This window comes from Duganella sp. AC237, from assembly GCF_979254035.1.
Window position 1 is genome coordinate 6192159 of sequence record NZ_CEEDEW010000003.1, and the last position, 23553, is coordinate 6215711.

Sequence of the window (23553 nt, forward strand, 5' to 3'; positions counted from 1 at the left end):
CACTGCCAACAGGGGTCTGACCCCTAGGGGTCAGACCCCTACACGCAAAGCATGCGTATCGCTACAAGCGGGCTGCGGGTTTAAGCGCTCCACAAAATTAAAGAAGGATTTTCCATGGCTATCACCCATCAAGAAGCACTGCTGCGCTGCATCGAACACCGCGAGATTTTCCACGACGAGATGCTGCACCTTTTCCGCCAGATCATGTCCGGCGAAATGTCGCCATCGATGATCGCGGCCCTGACCATGGGCCTGCGCGTGAAAAAAGAAACCATCGGCGAGATCGCCGCCGCCGCGCAAGTGATGCGCGAGTTCTCCACCAAGGTGCCGATGGCCGACACCACCGGCCTGCTCGACATCGTCGGCACCGGCGGCGACGGCGCGCACACCTTCAACATCTCCACCGCCTCGATGTTCGTGGCGGCGGCGGCCGGCGCCCGCGTGGCCAAGCACGGCGGCCGCAGCGTGTCGTCGTCGTCCGGCAGCGCCGACGTGATCGAATCGCTGGGCGCGAACATCAACCTCAAGCCCGAGCAGATCGCGCAATCGATCGCGCAGACCGGCATCGGCTTCATGTTCGCGCCCAACCACCACGCGGCGATGAAGCACGCGGCGCCGGTGCGCAAGGAACTGGGCGTCCGCACCATCTTCAACATCCTGGGACCGCTGACCAATCCGGCCGGCGCGCCCAACATCCTGATGGGCGTTTTCCACGCCGATCTGGTGGGTATCCAGGTGCGGGTGCTGCAGCGCCTCGGCGCGCAGCACGCCATCGTGGTCTATGGCCGCGACAACATGGATGAAGTGTCGCTGGGCGCCGGCACGCTGGTCGGTGAATTGATCGATGGCGAGATCCGCGAATACGAAATCCATCCGGAGGACTTCGGCCTGCCGATGATCGCCAGCCGCAATCTGAAGGTGGCCAACGCCGCCGAATCGAAGGCGAAGATGATGGAAGCGCTGCGCGGCGAGCCTGGCGCGGCGTTCGACATCGTCTCGCTCAACGCCGGCACGGCGCTGTACGCGGCCGGCGTGGCCAGCTCGATCGAGGACGGCCTGGCGCGCGCGCGCGTGGCGATCAACTCCGGCGACGCGCTGAAGAAGATCGAGCAGTTCGTGCAGGTCACGCAAAGCCTGGCCTCCACCAACTAAGGGCGGCGATCATGTACGGCATCCACGACCTGACGCTGTTTATCATCTCCGGCCTGCTGCTCAACATCATGCCTGGCCCCGATTCGCTGCTGATCATGACGCGTAGCGCCACCCAGGGCTGGCGCGCCGGTTCGGCCGCCGCGCTGGGCATCGGCGCCGGCACGATGATCCATATTTTCGCCGCCGCGCTGGGTTTGTCGGCGCTGCTGTCGACCTCCGCCGCCGCCTTCATGGTGGTCAAGTGGGTGGGCGCGGCCTACATCATCTATGTCGGCATCGGCATGCTGCGCGCCAAAGTGCGCGGGGACGCGGACGCGCAAGCGGAGCAGGCTACGGTCAACGCCGCCGCCGCGCGCCTGCCGTACCGTAGGATCTTCTTCCAGGGTTTCCTGACCAATGTGCTGAACCCCAAGGTGGCCTTGTTCTTCCTGGCGTTCGTGCCGCAGTTTATCTCGGCCGATTCGACCAGCAAGCCGCTGGCCTTCATCATCCTGGGCTGCATCTTCAATTTCAACGGCATGCTATGGTGTCACGGTCTGGCCTTCTTTACGGCCTTCGCCAGCGCGCGGCTCAAGGTCAAGCCGCTGGTAGCCCTTTGGCTCAACCGCGTCACCGGCGGTCTTTTCGTCGCACTCGGCCTGCGCCTGGCGCTGGCGGAACAACAATCATCCTAGGTCCATCATGTCCGATATCCTGAATAAAATCCTCGCAGTCAAAGCCGACGAAGTCGCCGCCGCAAAAAAACACCGCGGCATGGCCAGCCTGCGCGCCGACGTCGAAGGCAACGCGGAACTGCGCGCCGACCTGCGCGGCTTCGAGGCCAGCCTGCGCGGCAAGATCGCCGCCGGATCGGCCGGCATTATCAGCGAAGTGAAAAAAGCCTCGCCGTCGAAAGGTGTGATCCGCACCGACTTCCGCCCCGCCGACATCGCCGTCAGCTACGCCGCCAACGGCGCCGCGTGCCTGTCGGTGCTGACCGACGAACAGTTCTTCCAGGGCTCCGAAGCCTATCTGCGCGAGGCACGCGCCGCCTGTGCGATTCCGGTGCTGCGCAAGGACTTCATGATCGACGTTTACCAGATCTACGAAGCGCGCGCGATGGGTGCCGACGCGATCCTGCTGATCGTCTCGGCGCTGGACCACGGCCTGATGGCCGAAATGGAAGCCTGCGCGCACGAATTGGGCATGGGGGTGCTGGTCGAGACCCACGACGGCGACGAACTGACCGCCGCCCTGCGCCTGAAGACGGCGATGGTGGGCATCAACAACCGTAACCTGCGCACCTTCGAGACGTCGCTGTCGACCACCATCGGCCTGCTGGACCGCATTCCGCCGGAAAAACTGGTGATCACCGAGTCCGGCATCATGGTGCCGGAAGACGTCAAGCTGATGCGCGACGCCAATGTCCACGCCTTCCTGGTCGGCGAAGCCTTCATGCGCGCACCCGATCCTGGCGCCGAACTGAGCCGTCTGTTCAACTAATCAGGAACTACGCCGACGCGTGCAGCGGAAGAACCGCCTCGGCGGCGATCTCTATGCGGTCGCGGCCGCGTTCCTTGGCGCAGTACAGCGCCCGGTCGGCACGCAGCAAAATGTTATCTAAATCCTCATCCGGACTGACCTGGCAGGCGATGCCGATGCTGACCGTGTAGGGCGGCAAGGCGGCGGCTGCCGCGCTCTGTTCGCTCTCCGTTTCAGAACGCGGCGCCCGCAGCACGGTTTGAATGCGCTCGGCGACATGGTGGGCCCGCTCCAGACCGGTTGCCGGCAGCAGCACGACGAACTCCTCGCCGCCGAACCTGGCGACATGGTCGGAGGCCCGCAGCGCCTTCGCGATGACCGACGCTACGTCGGTTAAAACCCGATCACCGGTCGAATGTCCATAGCAATCGTTAATCGCCTTGAAGTAATCCAGATCGATGCTCAGCATTGTCATGACCGTCTGTTCGCGCCGCATCAGCGCATGTTCCTTGGCATAGACCTCGTTAAAACCACGCCTGTTGAGCACCTGCGTTAGCGGGTCCAGTGTCGAGCGGCGCTCCAGTATCGTCTGCAAGCGGCGGGTGGCGACCGTCATGAATCCCACCGTTAAAAGCAGCGTCATGAAATGGCTGGTGAGCAGATAAAGATTTTGATGCGGGCCGCTGACGAATTGATTCATATCGTCGCTGCTATGGGTCATCGCCAGAACCCCGCGTATCAGCACGACCACGGATTGGAATAACATCAGCAGGCCGAAAAACACGGTGGAGAAATGGCGCTCACCATACCCCCATATCAGCACCACCTGGTAGGAATATAAAACAAAAGCCAGCATGGAAAAGATGGCCAGACGCCCGGAATAGTCCGGGTTGACAATCACGTAGTAACCGCTCGCAATCATTCCCAGGCCCCAGGCGAAATGGAATAACCACCAGGAGCACTCGCGGCTATAAAACATTTGCGTCCCGATCAAGCCTAAACCCAGCCCCCACAAAATAACCGCATTGGCGCACAAGGGCGACAATATATTGCCGAGCAGTCCGCTGGTCGATGCGTAAATCCCGGAGCCGAACGCCAACAATACCAGGCTGATCGCCCATTGTTTCAGGCCTTTAATTTCTCTGGGAAAACTCGAATGCGCGGAATACAGGACGACACTCATCGCAACGGCCATCACGGTCGACATCAAAACAATAGTGGCGGGATCGAGTGGCATAACTTGCGAATCGGTAGCTGACCAATAGATAGTTATGGTTAAATTCTAAACCACTTCTGAACTTGCCGGAAAATTAAGCCCGATGAAAACGCTGCATTGCACAAAAATGTGACACCGCATCGCCTACGCATGCCGAATTTTGGCTAATACGCGCCAATATTTAGCGTGAAATTAGCAAAAGAAAACCGCCAGCGCCAGCAAAACGGCGAACCGTTGCGGCGGTGGCGGTGGATTGCGGCCTAGCGCGTGGCGCTCGGTCGCAGCGGACCGGCGGATTTTTTGGCGGCAGGGTCCAACGCGAGGGTAATGCCGGGTACTCGATCGCCCTGTAGTGTCATACTGAAAGTCATCAACTCATCGCGGCGGAAGGCATGCACTTCCACCGTCGAACCGACGCCATAACGGGAAAGCAGGGTGTCAAGATTTGTCGCGTTGACACGCAAACCATCAATCGCGACCAATAAATCGCCGGCCGATAAACCCGCCAAATGCGCCGCGCCATTCTCGTGGACGCTCGACAGTTTGCAATCGTTGCCTTCGCGGCCGATATTCGCATCAAGACCAGGTTTGGACGATTTACGCTCATCGCTATATTTAACGCCGAATGGCGCCAGCATTTTAGCCAGCGGTACATCCTCGGTTCCGCGTATATATTTGTCGAAGAATGGTTTAAAACGCGCGCCGCTGATTTCATCGAACAGCGCTTCCACTTCGGCCGGCGTTACGCCGCGTCCGCCGCCGTTATAAAAATCACGGCCATAGCGCTGCCATAACGCACGCATCACATCATCCAGCGATTTCTTGCCGCCGGTTTTAGCGCGAATACTCAGGTCCAGCGCAAGACCGATCAGCGACCCTTTCGTGTAATAACTAATGATGGCATTGGGCGCATTCTCATCCTGACGATAATATTTACCCCATGCATCAAAACTGGACTCGGCGACGCTTTGTTTGGTACGGCCGCTGCCGCGCAGCACGCTGCCGATCGTTTTTCCCAGCAACTTGAAATAGGCGGGCTCGGCGATCACGCCGGCACGTACCAGCATCAGGTCGTCGTAATAGCTGGTGAAGCCCTCAAACAACCACAGCAGCGGCGAATAGTTCTCGACTTGTAAGTTATAAGGCGCGAACGCCGCCGGCTTGATGCGCTTGACGTTCCAGGTGTGGAAGTATTCATGACTGCACAGGCCGAGATATTGCAGGTAGCCGTCGCTGATGTCCTTGCTGGTGGCCGTGGTGCTCGGCAAATCGGCGCGGGCGCAGATCAGCGCGGTCGAGGCACGATGCTCCAGGCCGCCGTAGCCGTCGCCGACCGCCAGGGTCATGAAGACGTAACGGTCCATCGGCGCCTGCTTCGATTTCGGTTCGAAGAACGCGATCTGGGTTTCGCAGATCTTTTTCAGGTCGGCGCTCAGGCGCGCCAGGTCCAGGTTCGGCACCCGGCCGCTGATGACGATGTCGTGCGGGATGCCGTGGGCCTTGAAGGTGGCCAGCGCAAAATCGCCCTGCTCCACTGGATGGTCGATCAATTCATCGTAGTCGGCGGCGATGTAGGTGCCAAAACCATAACGCTTGGCCTTCAACTCCGGCAGCGACGTCGCCACGCGCCAGGTTTGCGCCGCCGCGTCGGCGGGACGCTGGATGTCGACCACGTGCGGCTGGTCTTCCTGCCCCAGCACCCGCAGGAACACGCTGGTGCCGTTGAAGAAGGCGTGGTTCTGATCCAGATGCGCGGCGCGCACCGACAAATCCCAGGCGTAGACCTCGTAGTGCAGCGTGAGCGGCGACGGGCCTGTTTTCAGCGGGTCTTTCTGCGGCGCGGCCTGCCACGAGTGTTTATCGAGCTTGGTCAGCGCGACCGGCTCGCCGTTCGACTCGGCGCGGATGCGCACAATATTGCGCGAAAATTCACGGATCATGTAACTGCCCGGTATCCAGGCCGGCAGCGCGAATATCTGGCCGTCCGGCGCCGGCGCGTCCACCGTCAGCGTGACGTGGAACAGGTGCGCCGCCAGATCGTGACCGACGATGCTGTAGGCGATGGCGGGGTTCTTGTTCGGTTTCTTCATGTCGGTCCTTGTGTTTATATGTCAGCGCGCAAATCGCCGGGCGTATCGATATCGCGCACCACGCCGGCGTCGTCGGTCACCAACTCGCTTACGGCATGGCTTTTCAGGATCGCGCGCGCGCCCTGGTCGCCGGAGAGCGCCAGCAGCAGCGGCAAGTGAAAACTGCTGAAGGCGACCGGGTTGCCGCGCCGTCCTTCATACACCGGCGCCGCGATGCGCGCGCCTCGTTCCACCGTGGCGGCCAGCGCCCGGATGGTTTCGGGCTGCACGTAAGGCATGTCGCCCAATGCGATCACCCAGCCTTCCGCGCCCTTGGTGTGTTCGATCGCCGTCGTCAGCGACTCGCCCATGCCCAGATCGGCGTCGGCGCACACGCGCACCTCGCATCCGAGGGCGCCCAGCAGCGCCGCGACCTTGTCGTCGCCGGGCCGCACGACGGCCAGCACGCGCGGCAGCGCCGTCAGCATGTTCTTCGCGCTGGCGGCGACGACCACATCGCCTGCGGCGCCGTCGACGGTTTGCAGCAGCTTGTTTTGCACGCCGGACGGATCGAAACGCTTTCCCCGTCCGGCCGCCAGCAAAATACCCGTCAGCGCCATGCGGCTTACGCCTTGGCCGTGCTCAGGTCGAACGGCAGCTTGCGCAGGCGCTTGCCGGTCAACTTGAACAGCGCGTTGGCGAAGGCCGGCGCCAGCGGCGGCAAGCCAGGTTCGCCCATGCCGGTCGGCGGATCGTTCGACGGCACGATATGCACGTCGATGACCGGCATGTCGGTCATGCGCGCGACCGTGTAGTCGCTGAAGTTCTGCTGCTCCACCACGCCGTCCTTGATCGTGATCGCGGCGCCGCGCAAGGTCATGCCAAGGCCCATCAGCGCCGCGCCCTGAACCTGCGCCTCGATCGTCAGCGGATTGACGGCCGTGTTGCAGTGGACGCCGGCGGTGACCTTGTGCAGCTTGGGCGCGCCATCCTTGACCGAGGCCACTACCACGTAGGCCACCACAGTGCCGAACGACTCGTGCACCGCCACGCCCCACGCCTGCCCCTTGGGCAAGGCCTTCTTGCCGTAGCCGGACTTGGCGACCGCCAGATCGAGCGCCGCGACATGGCGCTTGCCCTTCTCGCCCATGATCTTCTTGCGATAGGCGACGGGGTCCATTTTGGCCGCGTGCGCGGCTTCGTCGATCAGCGTCTCCATCACGTAGGCGGTGTGGGTCGAGCCGACGGAACGCCACCACAGCACCGGTACGTTGGCCTTGACGGTGTGCGCGCTGAGCTTCAGCGGCACCTCGTACGGCTCGCCCATGCCCTCGATCATCGTATTGTCGACGCCATTCTTGACCATCATCGCCTCGAACGGCGTGCCGGTGACGATCGACTGCCCGACGATGACATGGTCCCAGGCGACGATGCCACCCTTGGCATCGATGCCGATATCGGCGCGGTGCACGTGCGACGGGCGGTAGTAGCCGCCCTTGATGTCGTCCTCGCGGCTCCACACCACCTTGACCGGTTCGGTCTTGCCGGCGGCCTTCCAGACCTTGGCGATGTTAACCGCCTCCACCAGGTAATCGGAGCTCGGCACGGCGCGGCGGCCAAAACCGCCGCCGGCCATCATTGTGTTGAGCACCACCTGCTCCGGTTTCAGGCCGGCGGTGGCGGCGATGGCGCCCTGGTCGACGGTCTGGAACTGCGAGCCGGCCCACACCGTACAACCGTCCGCGCGCAGGTCGACCACGCAATTCAATGGCTCCATCGGCGCATGCGCGAGGTACGGGAATTCATAGACGGCGGAGATCTTCTTCGCCGCGCTGACCAACCTGGACAGGTCGGCCTCGCGCACCACGGTGCCGGTTTTTTGCGCCAGCGCCTTGTACTCTTTCATCTGCTTGTCGGTGCTGACCTTCTCGACCGCGCTGGTGTCCCACTCGATCACGAGCGCCTCGCGGCCCATCTTGGCCGGCCAGTAGCCGTCGGCCACCACCACCACGCCGCTGCCGCCACGGTCGGTCGACACTTGCAGCACTTCGATCACGCCCTTGATGGCCCTGGCCTTGCTGGCGTCGAACTTCGCGACCTTGGCGCCGAACACCGGCGGCCGCGCCACCAGCGCTACCTTGCTGTCGGGCGCCTTGAAGTCCATGCCGAATTGCTGCTTGCCGCTCGACTTGAGCGCCGCGTCGAGCCGCTTGACCGGCTTGCCGATGATGGTGAAGTCCTTGGGGTCCTTCAGCTTGACGCTGGCGGGCACCGGCTGCTTCATGGCCGCATCGGCCAGCTCGCCGTAAGTAGCCTTCTGGCCGGCCGGGCCGCTCAACACGCCGTTGGCCGCCTTGACCTGGTCGGGCGACACCTTCCACTGCTCGGCGGCCGCCGCGACCAGCATCGCGCGTGCCTTGGCGCCGATTTCACGATACTGCAGATACGAGTGGGCGATGCTGCCCGAGCCGCCGGTGATCTGGATGCCGAAGGCCGGATCCTTGTACTGGTCGCCAGCCGGCGCCAGCGCGCCCGCCACCTTCGACCAGTCGGCGTCGAGCTCCTCGGCGATCAGCATCGGCAGCGAGGTTTGCACGCCCTGGCCGAATTCAAGGCGGTTGACCTGTACCGTCACGGTGTTGTCCGGTGCGATGTGCAGGAAGGCGTTCGGTTCATAGACCTTGGCCGGCGGCTGCTGGGCGTTGGCGAAGCGTCCGGCGGCGGGCATGAAAAAGCCCAGCACCAGGCCACCGCCGGCGACCGCGCCGGCTTTCATGAAGCCGCGGCGCGACACGCCACCGGTCGGCGTCCCGGCATTTGCCGTTGGAGCCAGCGAGGCCATGTTTTCCTGATTAAGCCATTCGATACGCATACGGTCCTCCCTTAAGCGATGGTGCTGGCGGCGTCTTTGATGGCGGCGCGTATGCGTTGATAGGTGCCGCATCGGCAGATATTGCCGCTCATGGCGTTGTCGATGTCGGCGTCCGACGGCTTTTTGTTCGTGCGCAGCAGCGCGGTCGCGCTCATGATCTGGCCGCTCTGACAATAGCCGCATTGCGGCACGTCGAGCTTGACCCAGGCGTCCTGCACGGCCTTGCCGATCTTGTCGTTCTCCATTGCCTCGATGGTGGTGATCTTCTGGCCGACGGCGGCCGAAATCGGCGTCACGCAGGAGCGGATCGGTTCACCGGCCAAGTGCACGGTGCAGGCGCCGCACAGCGCCGCGCCGCAACCGAATTTGGTGCCGGTCATGTTCAGGCTATCGCGCAGGGTCCACAAAATCGGCGTCGATGGATCGGCGTCGACCTGCACGTCCTTGCCGTTGATATTCAAGGTGATCATTCAATTCTCCTGGAGGGAAACCGCTTATAGGTATATGTTTAGGGGACCGCTAGGGTCCCCTGGTAAAACGGGTGAAGCTTACTGCTTAAGCTTGGCGAACTTCGCCTCCAGCGCCTTGGTGTCGACCGCGCCGGGGATGCGCGAGCCGTCGGCGAAGAAGATCGACGGCGTGCCGCTCACGCCCAGTTTGCGGCCCAGCGCCAGCACGTCCTGGTTCGGGGTCTTGCAGGATTCGGCGGCTGTCGCCGGCGTTTTACCGTTCAACATCCACTCGTCCCAGGCCTTGTTGCGGTCCGGCGCGCACCACACGCCGGCCGATTTGGTGAACGAATCCTCGCGCAGGATGTTGTACATGAAGGTGTAGACGGTGACGTTGTCGATGTCTTTGAGCGTGGTCTTGCGGAACTGCTTGCAGTAGCCGCAGTTCGGGTCCTCGAATACCGCGATCACGCGCGAGCCGTCGCCCTTGACACTCTTGAGCGCTTTGTCCAGCGGCAGATCGGAGAACTTGATCTTGTTAATGTCGTCGATGCGCTCGCGCGTCAGATCGGTGCCGGTGGTCAGGTTGAAGATATGGCCGTTGAACACATAAGTGCCGGTTTTATCGGTGTAGAGGATCTCGTTACCCATGCGGATTTCATAGAGACCGGCATAAGGCGTGGCCTTGACCGAATCGACCTTGACGCCCTCGCCCAGGCGCGGCTCGACCAGCTTCTTGATCTCTTCCTCGGTCGGCGAGGTTTGGGCCTGGCCGCAAGACGCCATCATCACAGACAACAACAGCAAAACGAACTTACTTTTTTTCATGACATCTCCGGTGACTACAGACAGACCATGCCGCCGCCTTTTTTCCACTCACTTGCCCATGGCGTGAGAGATCAGGCGACGCTTCAGCACAGGTAATTTATCCAACAAGTTTAATCCCAAATTGCGGACCACGCGCAAGGGTTCGACGTCGGCGCCGAACAGGCGCGCCAGGCCATCGGTGGTCAGCTGCATCAGCAGCACGTCTTCCTTGCGGGCGCGCTCGTAGCGGGCCAGCACGCGGGCATCGCCGACGCCGCGCTGCGGTTCGCGCTCGGCCAGGGTCTTCATCAGCTGCGCCACGTCGGCGAACCCCAGGTTCATGCCATGGCCGGCCATCGGGTGGACCACGTGGGCGGCGTCGCCGACCAGCGCCACGCGCGGCGACGTCATCGCGTGCGGGCGCAAAAGGCGCAATGGGAAATCGCGCACCAGCTCCGGCTGCAGCGGCGTCAGGGCGCCCAGTTTTTCGGCGGCGTAGACGGCCAGGCGTTCGGCGATCTGCGCGGCCGATTCCTCGCGCAGCCGGTCGGCCAGCAGGTCCGGCGCCGACCACACCAGCGACACCTTGTTACCGGGCAGCGGCAGCAGCGCCACGATGCCCTCGGCGCCGGTGAACCACTGATAGGCGGCGCCATGGTGCGGTTTTTCGCAATCGAAGTTGGTCACCACGGCGCGCTGGGCGTAGCTGCGGTAATCGAGGCCGATGTCGCACTGGCCGCGCACCCAGGAGTCGGCGCCGTCGGCGCCCACCACCAGCTGCGCTTTGACGCTGGCGCCGTCGTCGAGCCGCACGGTGGCGTGATCGTCGCCGCGCACCAGCTCCGCCGCCCGGCCATGGACCAGGGTCACGTTGCGGGCGAACTTGAGGGCGGCGTCGAGCGCCTGTCCGAGGTTGCGGTCTTCCAGTATCCAGGCCAGGGTGCCGGCGTGGGCGCCGTAGGCGTCGAACGACAGGTCGCCTGCGCGGGCGCCGTCGCCCTGGATGATCATCGCGTCGACCGGCGCCACGCGGGCGGCGTCGAGCGCGTCCCAGACCCTCAGCGACGACAGCAAATCGCGGGCGGTGTGGTTGAGGGCGTATACCCGGGAATCCCAGCCGGGCTCGGCGGCGCCGGCCGGCGCGGACGGTGGCGATGACGGAGGACAGAGCAAGGCCACGCTCAGGCCGGACTGGGCCAGGCCCAGCGCGGTGGTCTTGGCAATCGCGCCATTGCCAACAATGCAAATGTCACTCTCGATAACGCGCGGCGGGGACGATGGAATATTCATCCACCCATTATAGCGTTTGTGTGCGTGAGAAATTGTTCCTTGCAATTTCGCTCCGGCCTGCTATAATTCTGCTCCTTGGCCTGGTAGCTCAGTTGGTAGAGCAGAGGATTGAAAATCCTTGTGTCGGTGGTTCGATTCCGCCCCGGGCCACCAAGATCAAAGAAATCCGCTTTCGATAGCGGATTTTTTTTGCTCGTAAAGATGTCAAAAATATAACCAAAAATGCCGCGTAGCACGGCGCCACCTCCAGGGAAACTTATGATCCGCAGCACATCGACCATCCTTATAACTTGTCTTCTGGCCGCCTGTGGTGGCGGTGGCGGTGGCGGTGGCGGTGGCGGAAACACTACTAGCGGCGCCGGCGGTGGCAGTCCCGCTGTCGCGGCGGACCAAACCAGTCCGAGCGTCGGAGACTTCTACACATACAGGATGACGGGTTATACGCTAACGAATGGAACTAATCGCTACGATTACCTGACAGGCTACGATACGGACTTGACGACGGCGGTCGTCGGCGGGGCGGCGACGGTCAAGACCTTGTACGGAGATCAATATACAGGGTGGTATGACCTTAGTGCCACGCTCAACGGCTTTTATACAGGCGGAACGAGCGCGTATTGCACGAACACCTACACGGCCGGCGCGTACGGGCCACCCGCAAAACTGGCGCTGAACGTCAGTTGGGACAACAGCACCTCGCTCAAGATCGACTGCGGCGGGGGCCAGCGCGTGCAGAACTTCAAGCTCGCCAGCAAAGGTTCGGTGGTCGCGATTGAAAACATTACGGTCGCCGCCGGCAGTTTCCAGGCCTATAAGTCGACCGCGACCGTGCGGGAAGAAAGAAACTCCGCCTTCCCCAACGATCCGGTACAGCCTCCTTCGATACATACAAGCAAGCTGACCAGCTGGATCGACGTCGACACCGGTGTTGAATTAAAGCGCTCGAACGAGGCAGTAGCAAACTATGGCGACACCGTTTACTTCGAATCGACCAGCCGTGAGCTGGTCGGCTTGTCCCATTCGAAGTCGGCGCGCCAGGTGCTGATAACCGAGCGCTTCGTCGGCCCGGGCTGGAAAGGCAGCTATTCCGGCAAGCTAAGCGGCACCTGCTTTGCGAAGGTCTTCGAAGGCGGCGGGATCGACGCCCGTTGCGCGGAAGGCACCTCCACCGTTACCACCTTTACCCCGGAAGGTACGATCAACAACAGCGGCCAAGTGAACTTCGCTCTGCCGGCCGGCAGCAGGACCGCACCGAAGTTTACGGGCCAAGCCACATCGCTGACGAAAATGAGCGGCACCTGGACCGACGGCGCCGGCGCCACCGGCACCTGGGAATTGAACCGCGAAAATTAAACCCGTGACGGACCGCTGCTGGTCATTGGCTGGCAGCGGGCCCTTTCCTTATTCCTTCTTTTCCCTGAATTCGCCATCGATCACCGTGTCATCGGGCTGCTTGCCAGGGTTGCGGCCGGTCAATTTGAAGACGGACCCTAGCAGGCGGTCGAATATCACGCGCCGCAACCAAGGCAATGTGAGAAGAAACACCGTCGTAACGCCAATGAACAGTGCGGCCACGTAGTCGCCTTGCCACGCAAAGTGCAACAAGCACAGTACCAGAATGCCCACGATCAGCGGGCGACGGACCGGTTTCGGCAACAGGCCGACAATGCGCGGCTTACCTTTCCTGATCCACGGAAATCTCGCAAGCAGAACGCCCAGCAGCAGGCCTGCGACGAACCGGCCCGTGCCAAGTTGATCGGCCAATACGCCGACGACCAGGAAACCGGTATAGGCCATCGTGCCGGCCAATGCCGCCAGCACGAAGAATGCAACAGCGGCCGTTAGCTTGGGCACGCGGATCGCCGTTCTGACTAAAAAAGGTAGGATTTGTGTACTCCTGCAACGTGGGTCGGAAGACGATTGCAAATTCTAACAGCACTTCCGGAACCTCTCCGCGCGAGCCGTCACAATCACGGGACTTCCATTGAATTCGAACCAGGCCAAGTCGGTAAGCCGCTTGAGCAAACTTGTGCTCTAATGGTTATAACAACTACGCGGCATTCCGCGTTTCCAACCACCTATGGGAGCACATGATGGGATTACTCGATCAACTGGCAGGGCAAGTCATCGGTTCGTTGGGCGCCCACAAGCAGGACTCCGTCTCCCAAAGCGATTTGCTCGGTGGTGTGATGGGCTTGATTAACAACGCCGGCGGCCTGCAAGGCATCTTGCAGCAGCTGCAATCGAGCGGCATCGCCGACCAGGTCGCGTCGTGGATCGGCACCGGCGAGAACGCTCCTGTGTCCGGCAACCAGATCGCCGACGCGCTGGGCGCAGACAAGGTCGGGCAGATCGCCCAGCACGCGGGCATCGAACCGGAACACGCGGCCACCGGGCTGGCCCAGTTGCTGCCGCAGATTATCGACAAACTCACGCCCGGTGGTCAGGTGCCGCAGAACGAATTGCTTGAGCAAGGCTTGAGCCTGCTGCGGGGCAAACTTTTCGGCTAATGGCTCGCCGCCCTCGGCCCGTGTCGGGCGGCGGATGACAATGACAGTTTAGTGGTCTATACTTGGACAATCAATTGTCTCAGACTGGATCGACGATGGCTTCCTCCGCAAAAAAGCCCGCACCCGGGCCGGCGCCCAACCCACCCATCAGGCTGGCACGGCAAGCAGCCCCATCGCCGGCATACGTTTCGAGCGACGAATCCGTCCTCCAGGCCGATGCTTTCCGCGGCGACGCCTCCGAACTCATTAGAAAAATGCGTGCCGGCACGCCCGCCCGGATCATCCCGGACATGGCGGCCCGCCTCGGCCTGAGCCAGGATCGGCTTTTCGACACCCTCAAGCTTGCCAAAAGCACCATGAAGGCCCGCATCAGCGAGGACGCCCTGCTATCCTCCGCCGAGCAGGACCGCATCTACCGCGCGGAAAAAGTATGGGTGCGCGCGCTTGGCGTGCTGGAGGACGAGCAATCGGCCAAACGCTGGATCACCCAAGAAAACAGGTCGCTCGGCGGCGAAGCACCGCTGTCGCTGCTGGACACCGAAGCCGGTTATGAGCTGGTGCTCGATACCCTGGGCCGCATCGAGTACGGGATCGTGTCGTAATGACGCGCGCGGAGGTGGCGCTGTGGAGGATATCGAAGCATACCGCCGACTACTCCGCCACCGATCTGAGCGGAGGCGGCGCCAGGGCCTGCGGCGGGCGCTGGAACAGCAAAGGCATTCCGGTGGTTTACGCGGCCACCACCATCGCGCTCGCCACGCTCGAGACGCTGACCCATCTGGGTGACAACATCGCCATCCGTAACGCCTTCCTGGTGCGTATCGACGTGCCGGCGTCGGTATGGAAATCGCGCCAGACCCTCGCCGCCGGCGAATTGCCCCGACCTGGCTGGCCGAGCCGCCCGGCTCCACCTCCATCGACGCCGGCAACGCGTGGCTGGCCAAACGCGCCTGCGCGCTGCTGCTCGTGCCCTCGGTCATCGTCCCCGAGGAATACAACGTCCTGATCAATCCTTTGCATCCACTGGCAAACAAGCTGACCGCGTCCGTCGTGCGGCAGTACGTCTACGATCCAAGGCTGTAACGCCAGCCCATACCCCGGATCGTGCGTCCCGTCGCATGGTCAACCTGGCAACTTGGTATTGGTCTATCATCGACTTGTGATTTTTTCATTCTTTCCACAACGATGAGGTCCATATGAAGCGCTACCTGTTGTCCGCCGCCGTGCTCGCCACCATGCTGCCGGTCCACGCCCAGTCCCCGGCACCATCCGAGGCCGCCGCGCCGGACGTGCCGCTGATCGAGCGCACCAAGATCTTCGGCAATCCCAGCAAGACCGGCGGGCGCCTCAGCCCGGACGGCAAGTGGCTGTCATGGATGGCGCCGCGCGACGGCGTGCTCAACGTCTGGGTGGCGCCGGCCGCCGATCCCTCCAAGGCCCGCGCGCTGACCGAGGAAAAAACGCGGCCGATCCGCACCGCCATCTGGTCGCCAGATTCCAAGCAGTTGCTGTTCATCCAAGACAAGGGCGGCGACGAGAATTTCCTGCTGTACGGCGTCGACGTCGTCAGCGGCAAGCAAACTAGCCTGACGCCGTTCGAGAAGACCCGCGTGCGGCCTATCGCCTACAGCAACAAGGTCAAGGACCGCTTGCTGATCGGCCTGAACAACCGCGACGCGCGCTGGCACGACGTCTACAGCCTGGAGCCGGCCACCGGCAAGCTGACATTACTGCTGCAAAACGACGGCTACGCCGGCTTCATCGCCGACGAGCAACTGAACCTGCGCGTGGCCGAGAAAGCGCGCCCGGACGGCGGCACCACCTATTTCCGCCTGAAGGATGGCAAGCCCGATGGCGAACCACTGGCCGACGTCGGCCTGGACGACTCGCAGACCACCGCGCCACTGACCTTCACCGCCGACGGCAAAACGCTGTACTGGACCGATTCGCGCGGCCGCAATACCTCGGCGCTGGTGGCGCAGGACGTCGCCACCGGCAAGACGACCATCGTCGCGCAAGACGCGCGCGCCGATATCTCCAGCGCCCTGTACGATCCCAAAACCGGCGCCGCGCAGGCCTACAGCGTCGACTATCTCAAGCAGGAATATGTGGCACTAACGCCGGCCCTCAAGGCCGATCTCGAGTTCCTGAAGAAGAACATCAAAGGCCAGTTCACGGTCGGTTCGCGCACCGAGTCCGACGACAAATGGCTGGTCTCGGCCGATTCCGTCACGGCGCCGCCGGCCACCTGGCTGTACGAACGCAAGGCCAAGCGCCTGACCAAGCTGTACGTGACCCGTCCGGAGCTGGAAGGCGCGCCGCTGGCGCAGATGTATCCGCACGAGATCAAGTCGCGCGACGGCCTGACCCTGGTGTCCTACCTGACCTTGCCGAAATCGGCCAACGCCGACGGCGAGGGCAAGCCCGGCAAGCCGGCGCCGATGGTGCTGCTGGTGCACGGCGGCCCGTGGGGGCGCGACGGTTACGGCTACAACGGCTACCATCAATGGCTGGCCAACCGCGGCTACGCGGTGCTGTCGGTGAATTTCCGCGGCTCGACCGGCTTCGGCAAGAACTTCATTTCGGCCGGCGACCTGCAATGGGGCCGCAAGATGCAGGACGACCTGATCGACGCGGTCGACTGGGCGGTCAAGCGCGGCGTCACCACCGCCGACAAGGTCGCCATCATGGGCGGCTCCTACGGCGGCTACGCCACCCTGGCCGGATTGGCGTTCACACCCACCACGTTCGCCTGCGGGGTCGACATCGTCGGCCCGTCCAACCTGTTCACCTTGCTCAAGACGATCCCGCCGTACTGGGAGGCGGGCAAGCAGCAATTCTACAAGCGCATGGGCGACCCGACCACCGAGGACGGCAAGGCGCTGCTGAAGGAACGCTCGCCGCTCAACTTCGCCGGCAACATCCAGCGGCCGCTGCTGATCGGCCAGGGCGCCAACGATCCGCGCGTCAACATCGCCGAATCGGACCAGATCGTCGAAGCGATGGCGGCCAAGAACATTCCGGTCACCTACGTGGTGTTCCCGGATGAGGGCCACGGCTTCGCGCGGCCGGTCAACAACATCGCCTTCAACGCGGTGACCGAGAACTTCCTGGCCAAGTGCCTGAGCGGGCGCGCCGAGCCGATCGGCAAGGCGCTCAAGACGTCGACCGCGCAGGTCAAGCACGGCGCCGAGTTCGCGCCGGGGTTGAAGGAGGCGCTGGAGTAAGCAACGTGGCGCGGGCGCCGGCGTGTCGCTGCTAGACTCGTGACTCACCGCCAGCCTGCGCCAAGGAGCAACGCCATGCGCCCACATCTCGGACTTGTCTGCATCACCCAATCGAAAGACGTACGTTACCGCATGGTCACGCGCAAGCGGCTGCTGGAGCTGGCGCCGGACGGACAGCGCAAGCTGCTCGACGAGATCTACCGGGACAACATTCAAACCTTCAATACGGCGTTGCGCTATTGCGAGCGCGAATCGATTTCCCTCTACCGTATCCTGTCCTCGATCTTTCCGTTCGCCGACGAGGATGTCGGGCGCGAAACGCTGCAGCCTTTGAGCGACACGTTGGCCGATGCCGGGCGGTACGCGCTCGAGCGCGGCATCCGGCTGGTCATGCATCCCGATCAGTTCGTCGTGCTCAGCTCCGACTCGGCCGGCGTGGTCGCCAACAGCGTCAAGATCCTGCAGATGCACGCGGACATCATGGACTTGCTGCAACAGCCGCGCTCGCCGTGGGCGCTGCTCGAGATCCACGGCGGCAAGGCCGGCCGGGCCGACGCGCTGGTCGAGCGCATCGCCACGTTACCGGACGCGATCCGGCTGCGGCTCGGACTGGAAAACGACGAGTACGCGTACAGCGCCGCCGAGATCCACGACATTTGCCTGCGCAGCGGCGTGCCGATGGTGTTCGACGCCCATCATCACATCGTCCACGAGCGGCTGCCCAGCTACGACCATCCGAGCGTGGCCGAGATGCTGGCGAAGGCGCGCTCGACCTGGTCCGACCCGGCGCAACAACTGGTCCACATCTCGAACGGTCGCGACGGCTTCAACGACCGCCAGCACGCCGACCTGATCGAGGTGATGCCGGCGTCCTATGTCCAGGCCCCGTATATCGAGATCGAAGCCAAGTTCAAGGAGGAGGCGATCCGCAAGCTGCGCGCGTGGCAATCCGGCGCCGCCGCGACGGCGCCTTGAGACGGCGATTTGAGGCGGCCGGCGCGCTGCGGGACCATCGGTTATACTGGTTCCAGGCACCTCCGATATTGATTTCCTCATGAACATGTTCCGCACTCCTGCGAAGCATCATTGTTCGTCCCTGAACGAGGGCGTATCGTCTGCGGCCGCACCAACGGCGCGAGACTCCGCCGGCCTTTCCCGGGCTCGGTAAGCGCCCCGCAAGACCAACCGGTCTGCTTCGCACTGCCGAGCCCCCCCACAGTAACAACCCTGACAGGCGATCGCACGCGGCTTTGCCACGCGTGTCGCCCCTCGCTTATCCGCGACCACTTATCTGGAGCTATCATCATGCAACCGAAAATCATCGTTTCATCGCTCGACGCCGAACGGCTGGAAATCCTGCTCGACGCCCTGCCGCCCGCCGAGGCCGCCGCACACGAAGGGCTGCTGGAGGAGCTCGGCCGCGCCGAGATCGTCGCGCCGCAGGACATGCCGGCCGGCGTGGTCACCATGAACTCGACCGTGCGCTTTCAGATCGACGCGCCGCTGGAGGAATTGCGGCTGACCTTGGTCTATCCGCGCGATCTGGCCAGCACCTCCGATGCGATCTCGATCCTGACGCCGGTCGGCAGTGCGCTGCTCGGCTTGTCCGTTGGCGACGCGATCGACTGGCCGCGTCCGGACGGACAATTGGCGCGGGTGCGCATTCTTGAGGTGGTGTATCAGCCGGAGCAGGCTGCGGCGCTTGCACGCTGACGGCGCGGGTGGTCAACGCGGCGGTGGCGGCTCATGCATGGCGGATTACGCTGCGCTAATCCGCCCTACGTGGTTTATTGGCGGAGCTTGCCGTGCGTTCGCCCCAAAAACCCCCGCCGGCTTTGAGCTGGCGGAGGTTTTTGCGGCCTACCGGCGTGATTACAATGGATTGCCGTCGGCATCGATCTTGCGCACGTCGCCCAGCTTCAGTTCGCGCACGCCGCTTTCGACCTTGCTCATGTCGCCCACCACCACCCACACCAGCTTGCCCGGCGCGATGGTGCGCGCGGCCAACGCGTTGGCTTGCTCCGGCGTCATCGCCAGCACCGTGTCGGTGAAGGTGTTGTAGTAGTTCTCCGGCAGCTTGTACTGCAGGATGGTGCTGTAGGCGCCGGCCAGCTGGCCCGCCGTCTCAAACGAGCCCGGCAGCGCCAGGGTTTCGTTGCTCTTGGCCTCGCCCAGTTCGGCGGCGCTGATCGGCTTGGCGCCGGCGATGTCGCCGTATTCGCGCACCAGTTCCTGCAGCGCCTCCTTGGTCTTGTCGCTTTGCACCGGCGACGTGCTCATGTACAGACGCTGGCCCAGCGCCGGCGACAGGCTGGAACGCACGCCGTACGACCAGTGCTTGTCCTCGCGCAAATTCATATTGATGCGCGAACCGAAGTTGCCGCCGAAGATGTTGTTGACCACGCCAAGCTGCACCGCGTCCGGCGAATTGCGCGGCGGCGCCAGCTGCACGCCGTAAATCACGCTTTGCAGCGCGCCCGGCTTGTCCATCAGATAGACCACCGGCTTGTCGGACGGCGCCACCTGGGCGATGTTCTTCTTCGGCGCCTCGCCTGCCTTCCAGCCGCCGAAGGCTTTTTCCAGCAACGGCGTGATCTCGGCCAGGGTGGTGTCGCCCACCACCAGCAAGGTCGCGTTGTTCGGCTTGAACCAGGCCTGGTGATACTTGACCAGGTCGTCGCGGCCGATGCGGGCCACCGCAGCCTCGGTGCCGCTGCCGGTCAGCGGCAGAGAATAGGCGTGGCCCTTGCCATACACCAGCGACGGAATCACCCGCAAGGCCATCGTCGAAGGATTGGATTTTTCGCGCTGGATCGCGGTCAGCTGGTCCTTCTTCAACCGGTCCAGCTCGTTCTGGGCGAAGGCCGGACGCAGCAGCACGTCGGCGTACACGTCGAGCGCCTTCGGCATCGTCGCCTTGAGTGCGTTCAGTTGCACGAAGGCGCCGTCGAGATTGGTGCTGACGGAGAAGTTGGCGCCCAGCGATTCGAATTCCTCGCTGATCTTCGCCGCGCTGCGGGTGGCCGTGCCTTCGTCGAGCATGTTCGTGGTGAGGCTCGCCAGTCCCGGCAACGCCTGCGAGTCCGACGCGTAACCGGCATCGACCATCATCGAGAAGTTGACCACCGGCGCCGCGTGGCGTTCGGCCAGCACCACCTTCAGTCCGTTGGACAACGTGGCCTTCTGCATCGGCGGCAGGTTGAGCGATTCGGCCTTGCCCAGCGCCGGCGGCTTGCTGCGGTCCAGCTTGGCGGTGGTGGCGTAGTTGGTGGCGAACGGTTTGACTTCCAGCACGTAGTCGCCATCAGCCAGCCACGCGTTCATCGCCTGCTTGACCTGCGCCGGCGTGGCCGCCTTGACCGCCGCCAGGTACTCCTTGTAGCAATCCGGATTGCCGGTATAGGTGGTGCAGCTGGCCAGCAAATCGCTCTTGCCGCCGAAGCCGCCGACACGCTCGACGATGCGGGTATAGGAGGCCAGGATCGCCGTCTTGGCGATGTCCAGCTCGGCGGCGGTGGGGCCGGACTTCATCAGCGCGCGCAATTCCTCGTCGGCGATCGCTTCCATTTTGGCCACATCGGCGCCGGGGCGCGCGGTCAGCACGGCATAAAACTGGCCGGCGATCTCGGAGCTGTTGTTGCCGGCGCTGGCGTCGCTTGCCAGCTGGTCCTTGTAGACCAGGCGCTTGTAGAAGCGCGACGTCTTGCCGCCGCCGAGCACCTGCGCGGCCAGGTCGAGCAGCGGTTCGCTCGCGGTGCTTGCGCCTGGCACGTTCCACACGCGATAAATGCGCCCCTGCGGCACGCGGTCCTCGACCGAGCCGCGATGGGTGCCGGTGCGCTTGGCGATCCATTCCTTGTGCTTGGCCAGCGGCGGGCCGGCCGGAATGTCGCCGTAGTATTTCTCGACCTTCTCGCGCGCCTGTTCGGGCGTGATGTCGCCGGCCAGCACCAGAACCACGTTGTTGGGGCCATAGTTGGTCTTGAACCAGTCCTGCACGTCGGTCATCGACGCCGCGTCGAGGTCGGCCATCGAACCGATCGTCGTCCAGGAGTAAGGATGGCCGGCCGGCCAGGTGTTCTCGGTCAACAGCTGGCGCGTCACGCCGTACGGCTGGTTCTCGCCCTGGCGCTTTTCGTTTTGCACGACGCCGCGCTGCAGGTCCAGTTTTTTCTTGTCCAGCACGCCAAGCAGATGGCCCATGCGGTCGCTCTCGGCGAACAGCACGTAGTCCAGCATCGAGGTCGGCACGTTCTGGAAGTAGTTGGTGCGATCGGGATTGGTGGTGCCGTTCAGGTCGGTCGCGCCAATCTGCTGCATGGTGTTGATGTAGGTCTTGTTGAGATTGTCGCTGCCGCTGAACATCAGGTGTTCGAACAGGTGGGCGAAGCCGGTCTTGCCGGGTTTTTCGTTCTTGGAGCCGACGTGGTACCAGGTGTTGACGGCCACCACCGGCGTCTTGTGGTCCTCGTGGACCAGCAGGGTCAGGCCGTTTTTCAGCACGAACTTGGTGTACGGAATATCGGGAATGGCGATGTCGGACTTGGCCGATTTGCCCGCGGCCGGCTTGGCGGCTTCGGCGGCATTGGCGGATTGCACGCCGCTAGCGGCAAGCAGCGCAATGGACATGGCGACGGACGCCGCGATCGTGGTACGGCGGATGGACATGGTCATGCGGTGGGCTCCTGGTTGGGAATGGACCTGCAAAAACGCGCCGGCATTCTAGCCGGCGCGCAACCATTTTATTGCATTTTAGTTAAACATAAAACTATTTACGCTTGGCCTCGGTCTTGTCGCGCGCGGCGCGGAACTCGGCGTCCGGCGCCCAGTTCGGCCAAGCCTTCGACTCGGCCAGGTCGCGGCCGAGCGCGTACAGCATGCCCAGGTCGTGCGCCATGCCCTTGAACGACCAGTCGGCGCTCCACTCGTCCGACGGCTGGTGGTAGTTGTTGGTGGTGTAGCTTTCCTCGGCCTGCTTGCCGGCCCGCAGCCCGCCATCGACGAAGTCATTGCCCGAGCCATAGGAAATGGCCGGCACGCCGCGCTTGGCGAACGGGAAATGGTCGGAGCGGAAGAAGTAGCCGGCCTCCGGTTTCGGATCGGGCGAATACACCAGGTTCCATTCCTTGGCCTTGGCGATCAGCTGGTCGAGCAGCTCGACCTTGGCGCTGCCGGAGATGGTGAAGTTGCGCGACACGCCTTGCGGGCTCAACGCGTCCATATTGATCACGCCGACCGTCTGCGCCAGCGGATACAGCGGATTCTGCGCGTAGTACTCCGAGCCCAGCAGCCCCTTCTCCTCGGCCGTCACGGCCAGGAACAGCACGCTGCGCGCGGGCGCCGGCGCCTTGCCGTAGGCGCGCGCCAGTTCCAGCAGCGCGGCCAGGCCGGTGCCGTTGTCGACCGCGCCGTTGTAGATCTTGTCGCCCTTGGCGTTCGGCAAGCCGACGCCCAGGTGGTCCCAGTGGCCGCTGTAGATCACCGTCTCGTCGGGCTTGCTGGCGCCGACCATGCGGGCCGCCACGTTTTTCGACGTGATCACTTGCGCGTCGACCGCGTAGTGGGCCGACAAGGTCACGTCCTTCAGCTGCACCGGCTTGAAGTCGCGTGTCTGCGCCAGTTTCTTGAGCGCCTCGAAATCCTGGCCGCCGCGCTTGAACAGGTCGACCGCCAGGTCGCGCTGTATCCACGCCTCCATCGGCGCATGCGCCTCGGACGGCTTCTTGCGCACGATGTCGTACATCACGTTGGTGTTGGAATTCTTGACCGTCGGCCAGCCGTACGACGCCGGCGCCGTTTCGTGCACGATGAGGGTGCCCAGCGCGCCGCGCTTGGCCATCTCCTCGTACTTGTAGGTCCAGCGGCCGTAATAAGTCATGGCCTTGCCGCCGAACTCGCCGGCGCCGGTCTCGAAATCGGGGTCGTTGATCAGCACCACCGCCAGCTTGCCCTTCAGGTCGAAGCCCTTGAAGTCGTCCCACTTGCGCTCGGGCGCGGTGACTCCGTAGCCGACGAACACCAGCGGCGCGTTCTTGAAATCGACCAGCTTGGCGCCGCTCATCGAGGCGCGCACGGCCAGGTCGTCGCCCTGCTTCAACTCCTGGCTGCCCTTGGCGTCCTTGACCGACAGCTTGACCGGCCCCTTGATCTCGAAACGGCCCAGCGGCACGTCCTGCGTCCAGCTGCGCTCGCCTTTCTTGCCTTTGACCGGATCGCCGCCCGGCTGCATGCCGGCCGCCTTGAACTGCTCGATCAGATAATTGACGGTCTTGGTTTCGCCGGCGGTGTTCGGCCCGCGCCCTTCGAACTCGTCGGAGGCCAGCAGCTTGACGTCTTGCGACAACTTCTGCGGGCTGAATTCGGGACCGGCGGCGGCCTGCGCCAGGCCGGCGGCAAGCAATGAAGCGATGAGCAGCGATTGTTTCAAGATGACCCTTTTCAAGATAAACCTCCATGGCAAACAGATCGGCAATACTGCCATGAAACCACAAGTACAGCAA

19 protein-coding genes, 1 tRNA gene and 1 pseudogene are annotated in these 23553 nt (G+C 63.2%); 11 read left to right on the top strand and 10 right to left on the bottom strand.

Annotation, left to right across the window (positions count from 1 at the left end):
- Positions 1 to 114: 114 nt before the first annotated feature.
- From trpD to trpC, 3 genes are read left to right on the top strand one after another with little or no spacing between them, the layout of a single operon-like run.
- A complete protein-coding gene (gene trpD, locus AC0IYS_RS27440; protein WP_471708134.1) occupies positions 115 to 1152 on the top strand; it encodes an anthranilate phosphoribosyltransferase in 1038 nt (345 codons plus the stop codon).
- Between the two features lie 11 nt (positions 1153 to 1163).
- Entirely contained in the window at positions 1164 to 1826 is a 663-nt protein-coding gene (locus AC0IYS_RS27445) for a LysE family translocator (protein WP_471708135.1), read from the top strand.
- Between the two features lie 7 nt (positions 1827 to 1833).
- Positions 1834 to 2634, top strand: a complete 801-nt coding sequence (gene trpC / locus AC0IYS_RS27450) for an indole-3-glycerol phosphate synthase TrpC (protein ID WP_471708136.1) — start codon at positions 1834 to 1836, stop codon at positions 2632 to 2634.
- A gap of 7 nt (positions 2635 to 2641) precedes the next feature.
- Here trpC and AC0IYS_RS27455 read toward each other — a convergent pair whose 3' ends face one another.
- The 7 genes from AC0IYS_RS27455 to AC0IYS_RS27485 all read right to left on the bottom strand — a co-directional run bounded on the left by AC0IYS_RS27455 (position 2642) and on the right by AC0IYS_RS27485 (position 11316).
- Positions 2642 to 3850, bottom strand: coding sequence for a GGDEF domain-containing protein (locus AC0IYS_RS27455; protein WP_471708137.1), 1209 nt, complete (start codon positions 3848 to 3850; stop codon positions 2642 to 2644).
- 239 nt (positions 3851 to 4089) lie between these two features.
- On the bottom strand, positions 4090 to 5919 hold the full coding sequence (locus AC0IYS_RS27460) for a M61 family metallopeptidase (RefSeq protein WP_471708138.1): 1830 nt from the start codon (positions 5917 to 5919) through the stop codon (positions 4090 to 4092).
- A gap of 14 nt (positions 5920 to 5933) precedes the next feature.
- Complete coding sequence (locus AC0IYS_RS27465; protein ID WP_471708139.1) at positions 5934 to 6518, bottom strand: nucleotidyltransferase family protein; 585 nt, start codon at positions 6516 to 6518, stop codon at positions 5934 to 5936.
- Between the two features lie 5 nt (positions 6519 to 6523).
- Positions 6524 to 8770, bottom strand: coding sequence for a xanthine dehydrogenase family protein molybdopterin-binding subunit (locus tag AC0IYS_RS27470; RefSeq protein WP_471708140.1), 2247 nt, complete (start codon positions 8768 to 8770; stop codon positions 6524 to 6526).
- An 11-nt stretch (positions 8771 to 8781) separates the two neighbouring features.
- Positions 8782 to 9240: a (2Fe-2S)-binding protein gene (locus AC0IYS_RS27475; RefSeq protein WP_471708141.1), complete on the bottom strand. Its 459-nt coding sequence runs from the start codon at positions 9238 to 9240 to the stop codon at positions 8782 to 8784.
- A gap of 78 nt (positions 9241 to 9318) precedes the next feature.
- Positions 9319 to 10047, bottom strand: coding sequence for a DsbC family protein (locus tag AC0IYS_RS27480; protein WP_471708143.1), 729 nt, complete (start codon positions 10045 to 10047; stop codon positions 9319 to 9321).
- 48 nt (positions 10048 to 10095) lie between these two features.
- Positions 10096 to 11316, bottom strand: a complete 1221-nt coding sequence (locus tag AC0IYS_RS27485; RefSeq protein ID WP_471708145.1) for an FAD-dependent monooxygenase — start codon at positions 11314 to 11316, stop codon at positions 10096 to 10098.
- A gap of 77 nt (positions 11317 to 11393) precedes the next feature.
- On the opposite strand from AC0IYS_RS27485, the gene AC0IYS_RS27490 reads away from it, so the two are divergent.
- Positions 11394 to 11469 (top strand) — tRNA-Phe (locus tag AC0IYS_RS27490).
- A gap of 105 nt (positions 11470 to 11574) precedes the next feature.
- Positions 11575 to 12669 (top strand): hypothetical protein, encoded by a 1095-nt coding sequence (locus tag AC0IYS_RS27495; RefSeq protein WP_471708146.1) that lies wholly within the window; start codon positions 11575 to 11577, stop codon positions 12667 to 12669.
- A gap of 48 nt (positions 12670 to 12717) precedes the next feature.
- Here the strand turns inward: AC0IYS_RS27495 and AC0IYS_RS27500 are convergent, their stop codons facing one another.
- A complete protein-coding gene (locus AC0IYS_RS27500) occupies positions 12718 to 13170 on the bottom strand; it encodes a hypothetical protein (RefSeq protein ID WP_471708147.1) in 453 nt (150 codons plus the stop codon).
- A gap of 239 nt (positions 13171 to 13409) precedes the next feature.
- Here AC0IYS_RS27500 and AC0IYS_RS27505 point away from each other — a divergent pair, with 239 nt between their 5' ends.
- The 6 genes and pseudogenes from AC0IYS_RS27505 (at position 13410) to rnk (ending at position 18766) form a co-directional block, all read left to right on the top strand.
- Positions 13410 to 13826 (top strand): YidB family protein, encoded by a 417-nt coding sequence (locus AC0IYS_RS27505; protein ID WP_471708148.1) that lies wholly within the window; start codon positions 13410 to 13412, stop codon positions 13824 to 13826.
- Between the two features lie 95 nt (positions 13827 to 13921).
- Positions 13922 to 14428 (top strand): type II RES/Xre toxin-antitoxin system antitoxin, encoded by a 507-nt coding sequence (gene parS / locus AC0IYS_RS27510; protein ID WP_471708149.1) that lies wholly within the window; start codon positions 13922 to 13924, stop codon positions 14426 to 14428.
- Positions 14428 to 14909: pseudogene (locus AC0IYS_RS27515) on the top strand (RES family NAD+ phosphorylase). Before parS ends, AC0IYS_RS27515 begins: the two are co-directional and overlap by 1 nt.
- Before the next feature lie 113 nt (positions 14910 to 15022).
- Positions 15023 to 17053, top strand: coding sequence for a S9 family peptidase (locus tag AC0IYS_RS27520; RefSeq protein ID WP_471708150.1), 2031 nt, complete (start codon positions 15023 to 15025; stop codon positions 17051 to 17053).
- Between the two features lie 75 nt (positions 17054 to 17128).
- Positions 17129 to 18028, top strand: coding sequence for a UV DNA damage repair endonuclease UvsE (gene uvsE / locus AC0IYS_RS27525; RefSeq protein ID WP_471708151.1), 900 nt, complete (start codon positions 17129 to 17131; stop codon positions 18026 to 18028).
- Positions 18029 to 18358: 330 nt separating this feature from the next.
- Positions 18359 to 18766: a nucleoside diphosphate kinase regulator gene (rnk, locus tag AC0IYS_RS27530; RefSeq protein WP_471708152.1), complete on the top strand. Its 408-nt coding sequence runs from the start codon at positions 18359 to 18361 to the stop codon at positions 18764 to 18766.
- Between the two features lie 159 nt (positions 18767 to 18925).
- On the opposite strand, the gene AC0IYS_RS27535 is transcribed toward rnk, so the two are convergent.
- Together AC0IYS_RS27535 and AC0IYS_RS27540 are read right to left on the bottom strand one after the other, a co-directional pair.
- Positions 18926 to 21727 carry a M16 family metallopeptidase gene (locus tag AC0IYS_RS27535; protein WP_471708153.1) on the bottom strand — a complete coding sequence of 934 codons (2802 nt, stop codon included), beginning with the start codon at positions 21725 to 21727 and terminating at the stop codon, positions 18926 to 18928.
- A 94-nt stretch (positions 21728 to 21821) separates the two neighbouring features.
- Positions 21822 to 23495 carry a M28 family metallopeptidase gene (locus tag AC0IYS_RS27540; RefSeq protein ID WP_471708155.1) on the bottom strand — a complete coding sequence of 558 codons (1674 nt, stop codon included), beginning with the start codon at positions 23493 to 23495 and terminating at the stop codon, positions 21822 to 21824.
- Positions 23496 to 23553 lie beyond the last annotated feature (58 nt).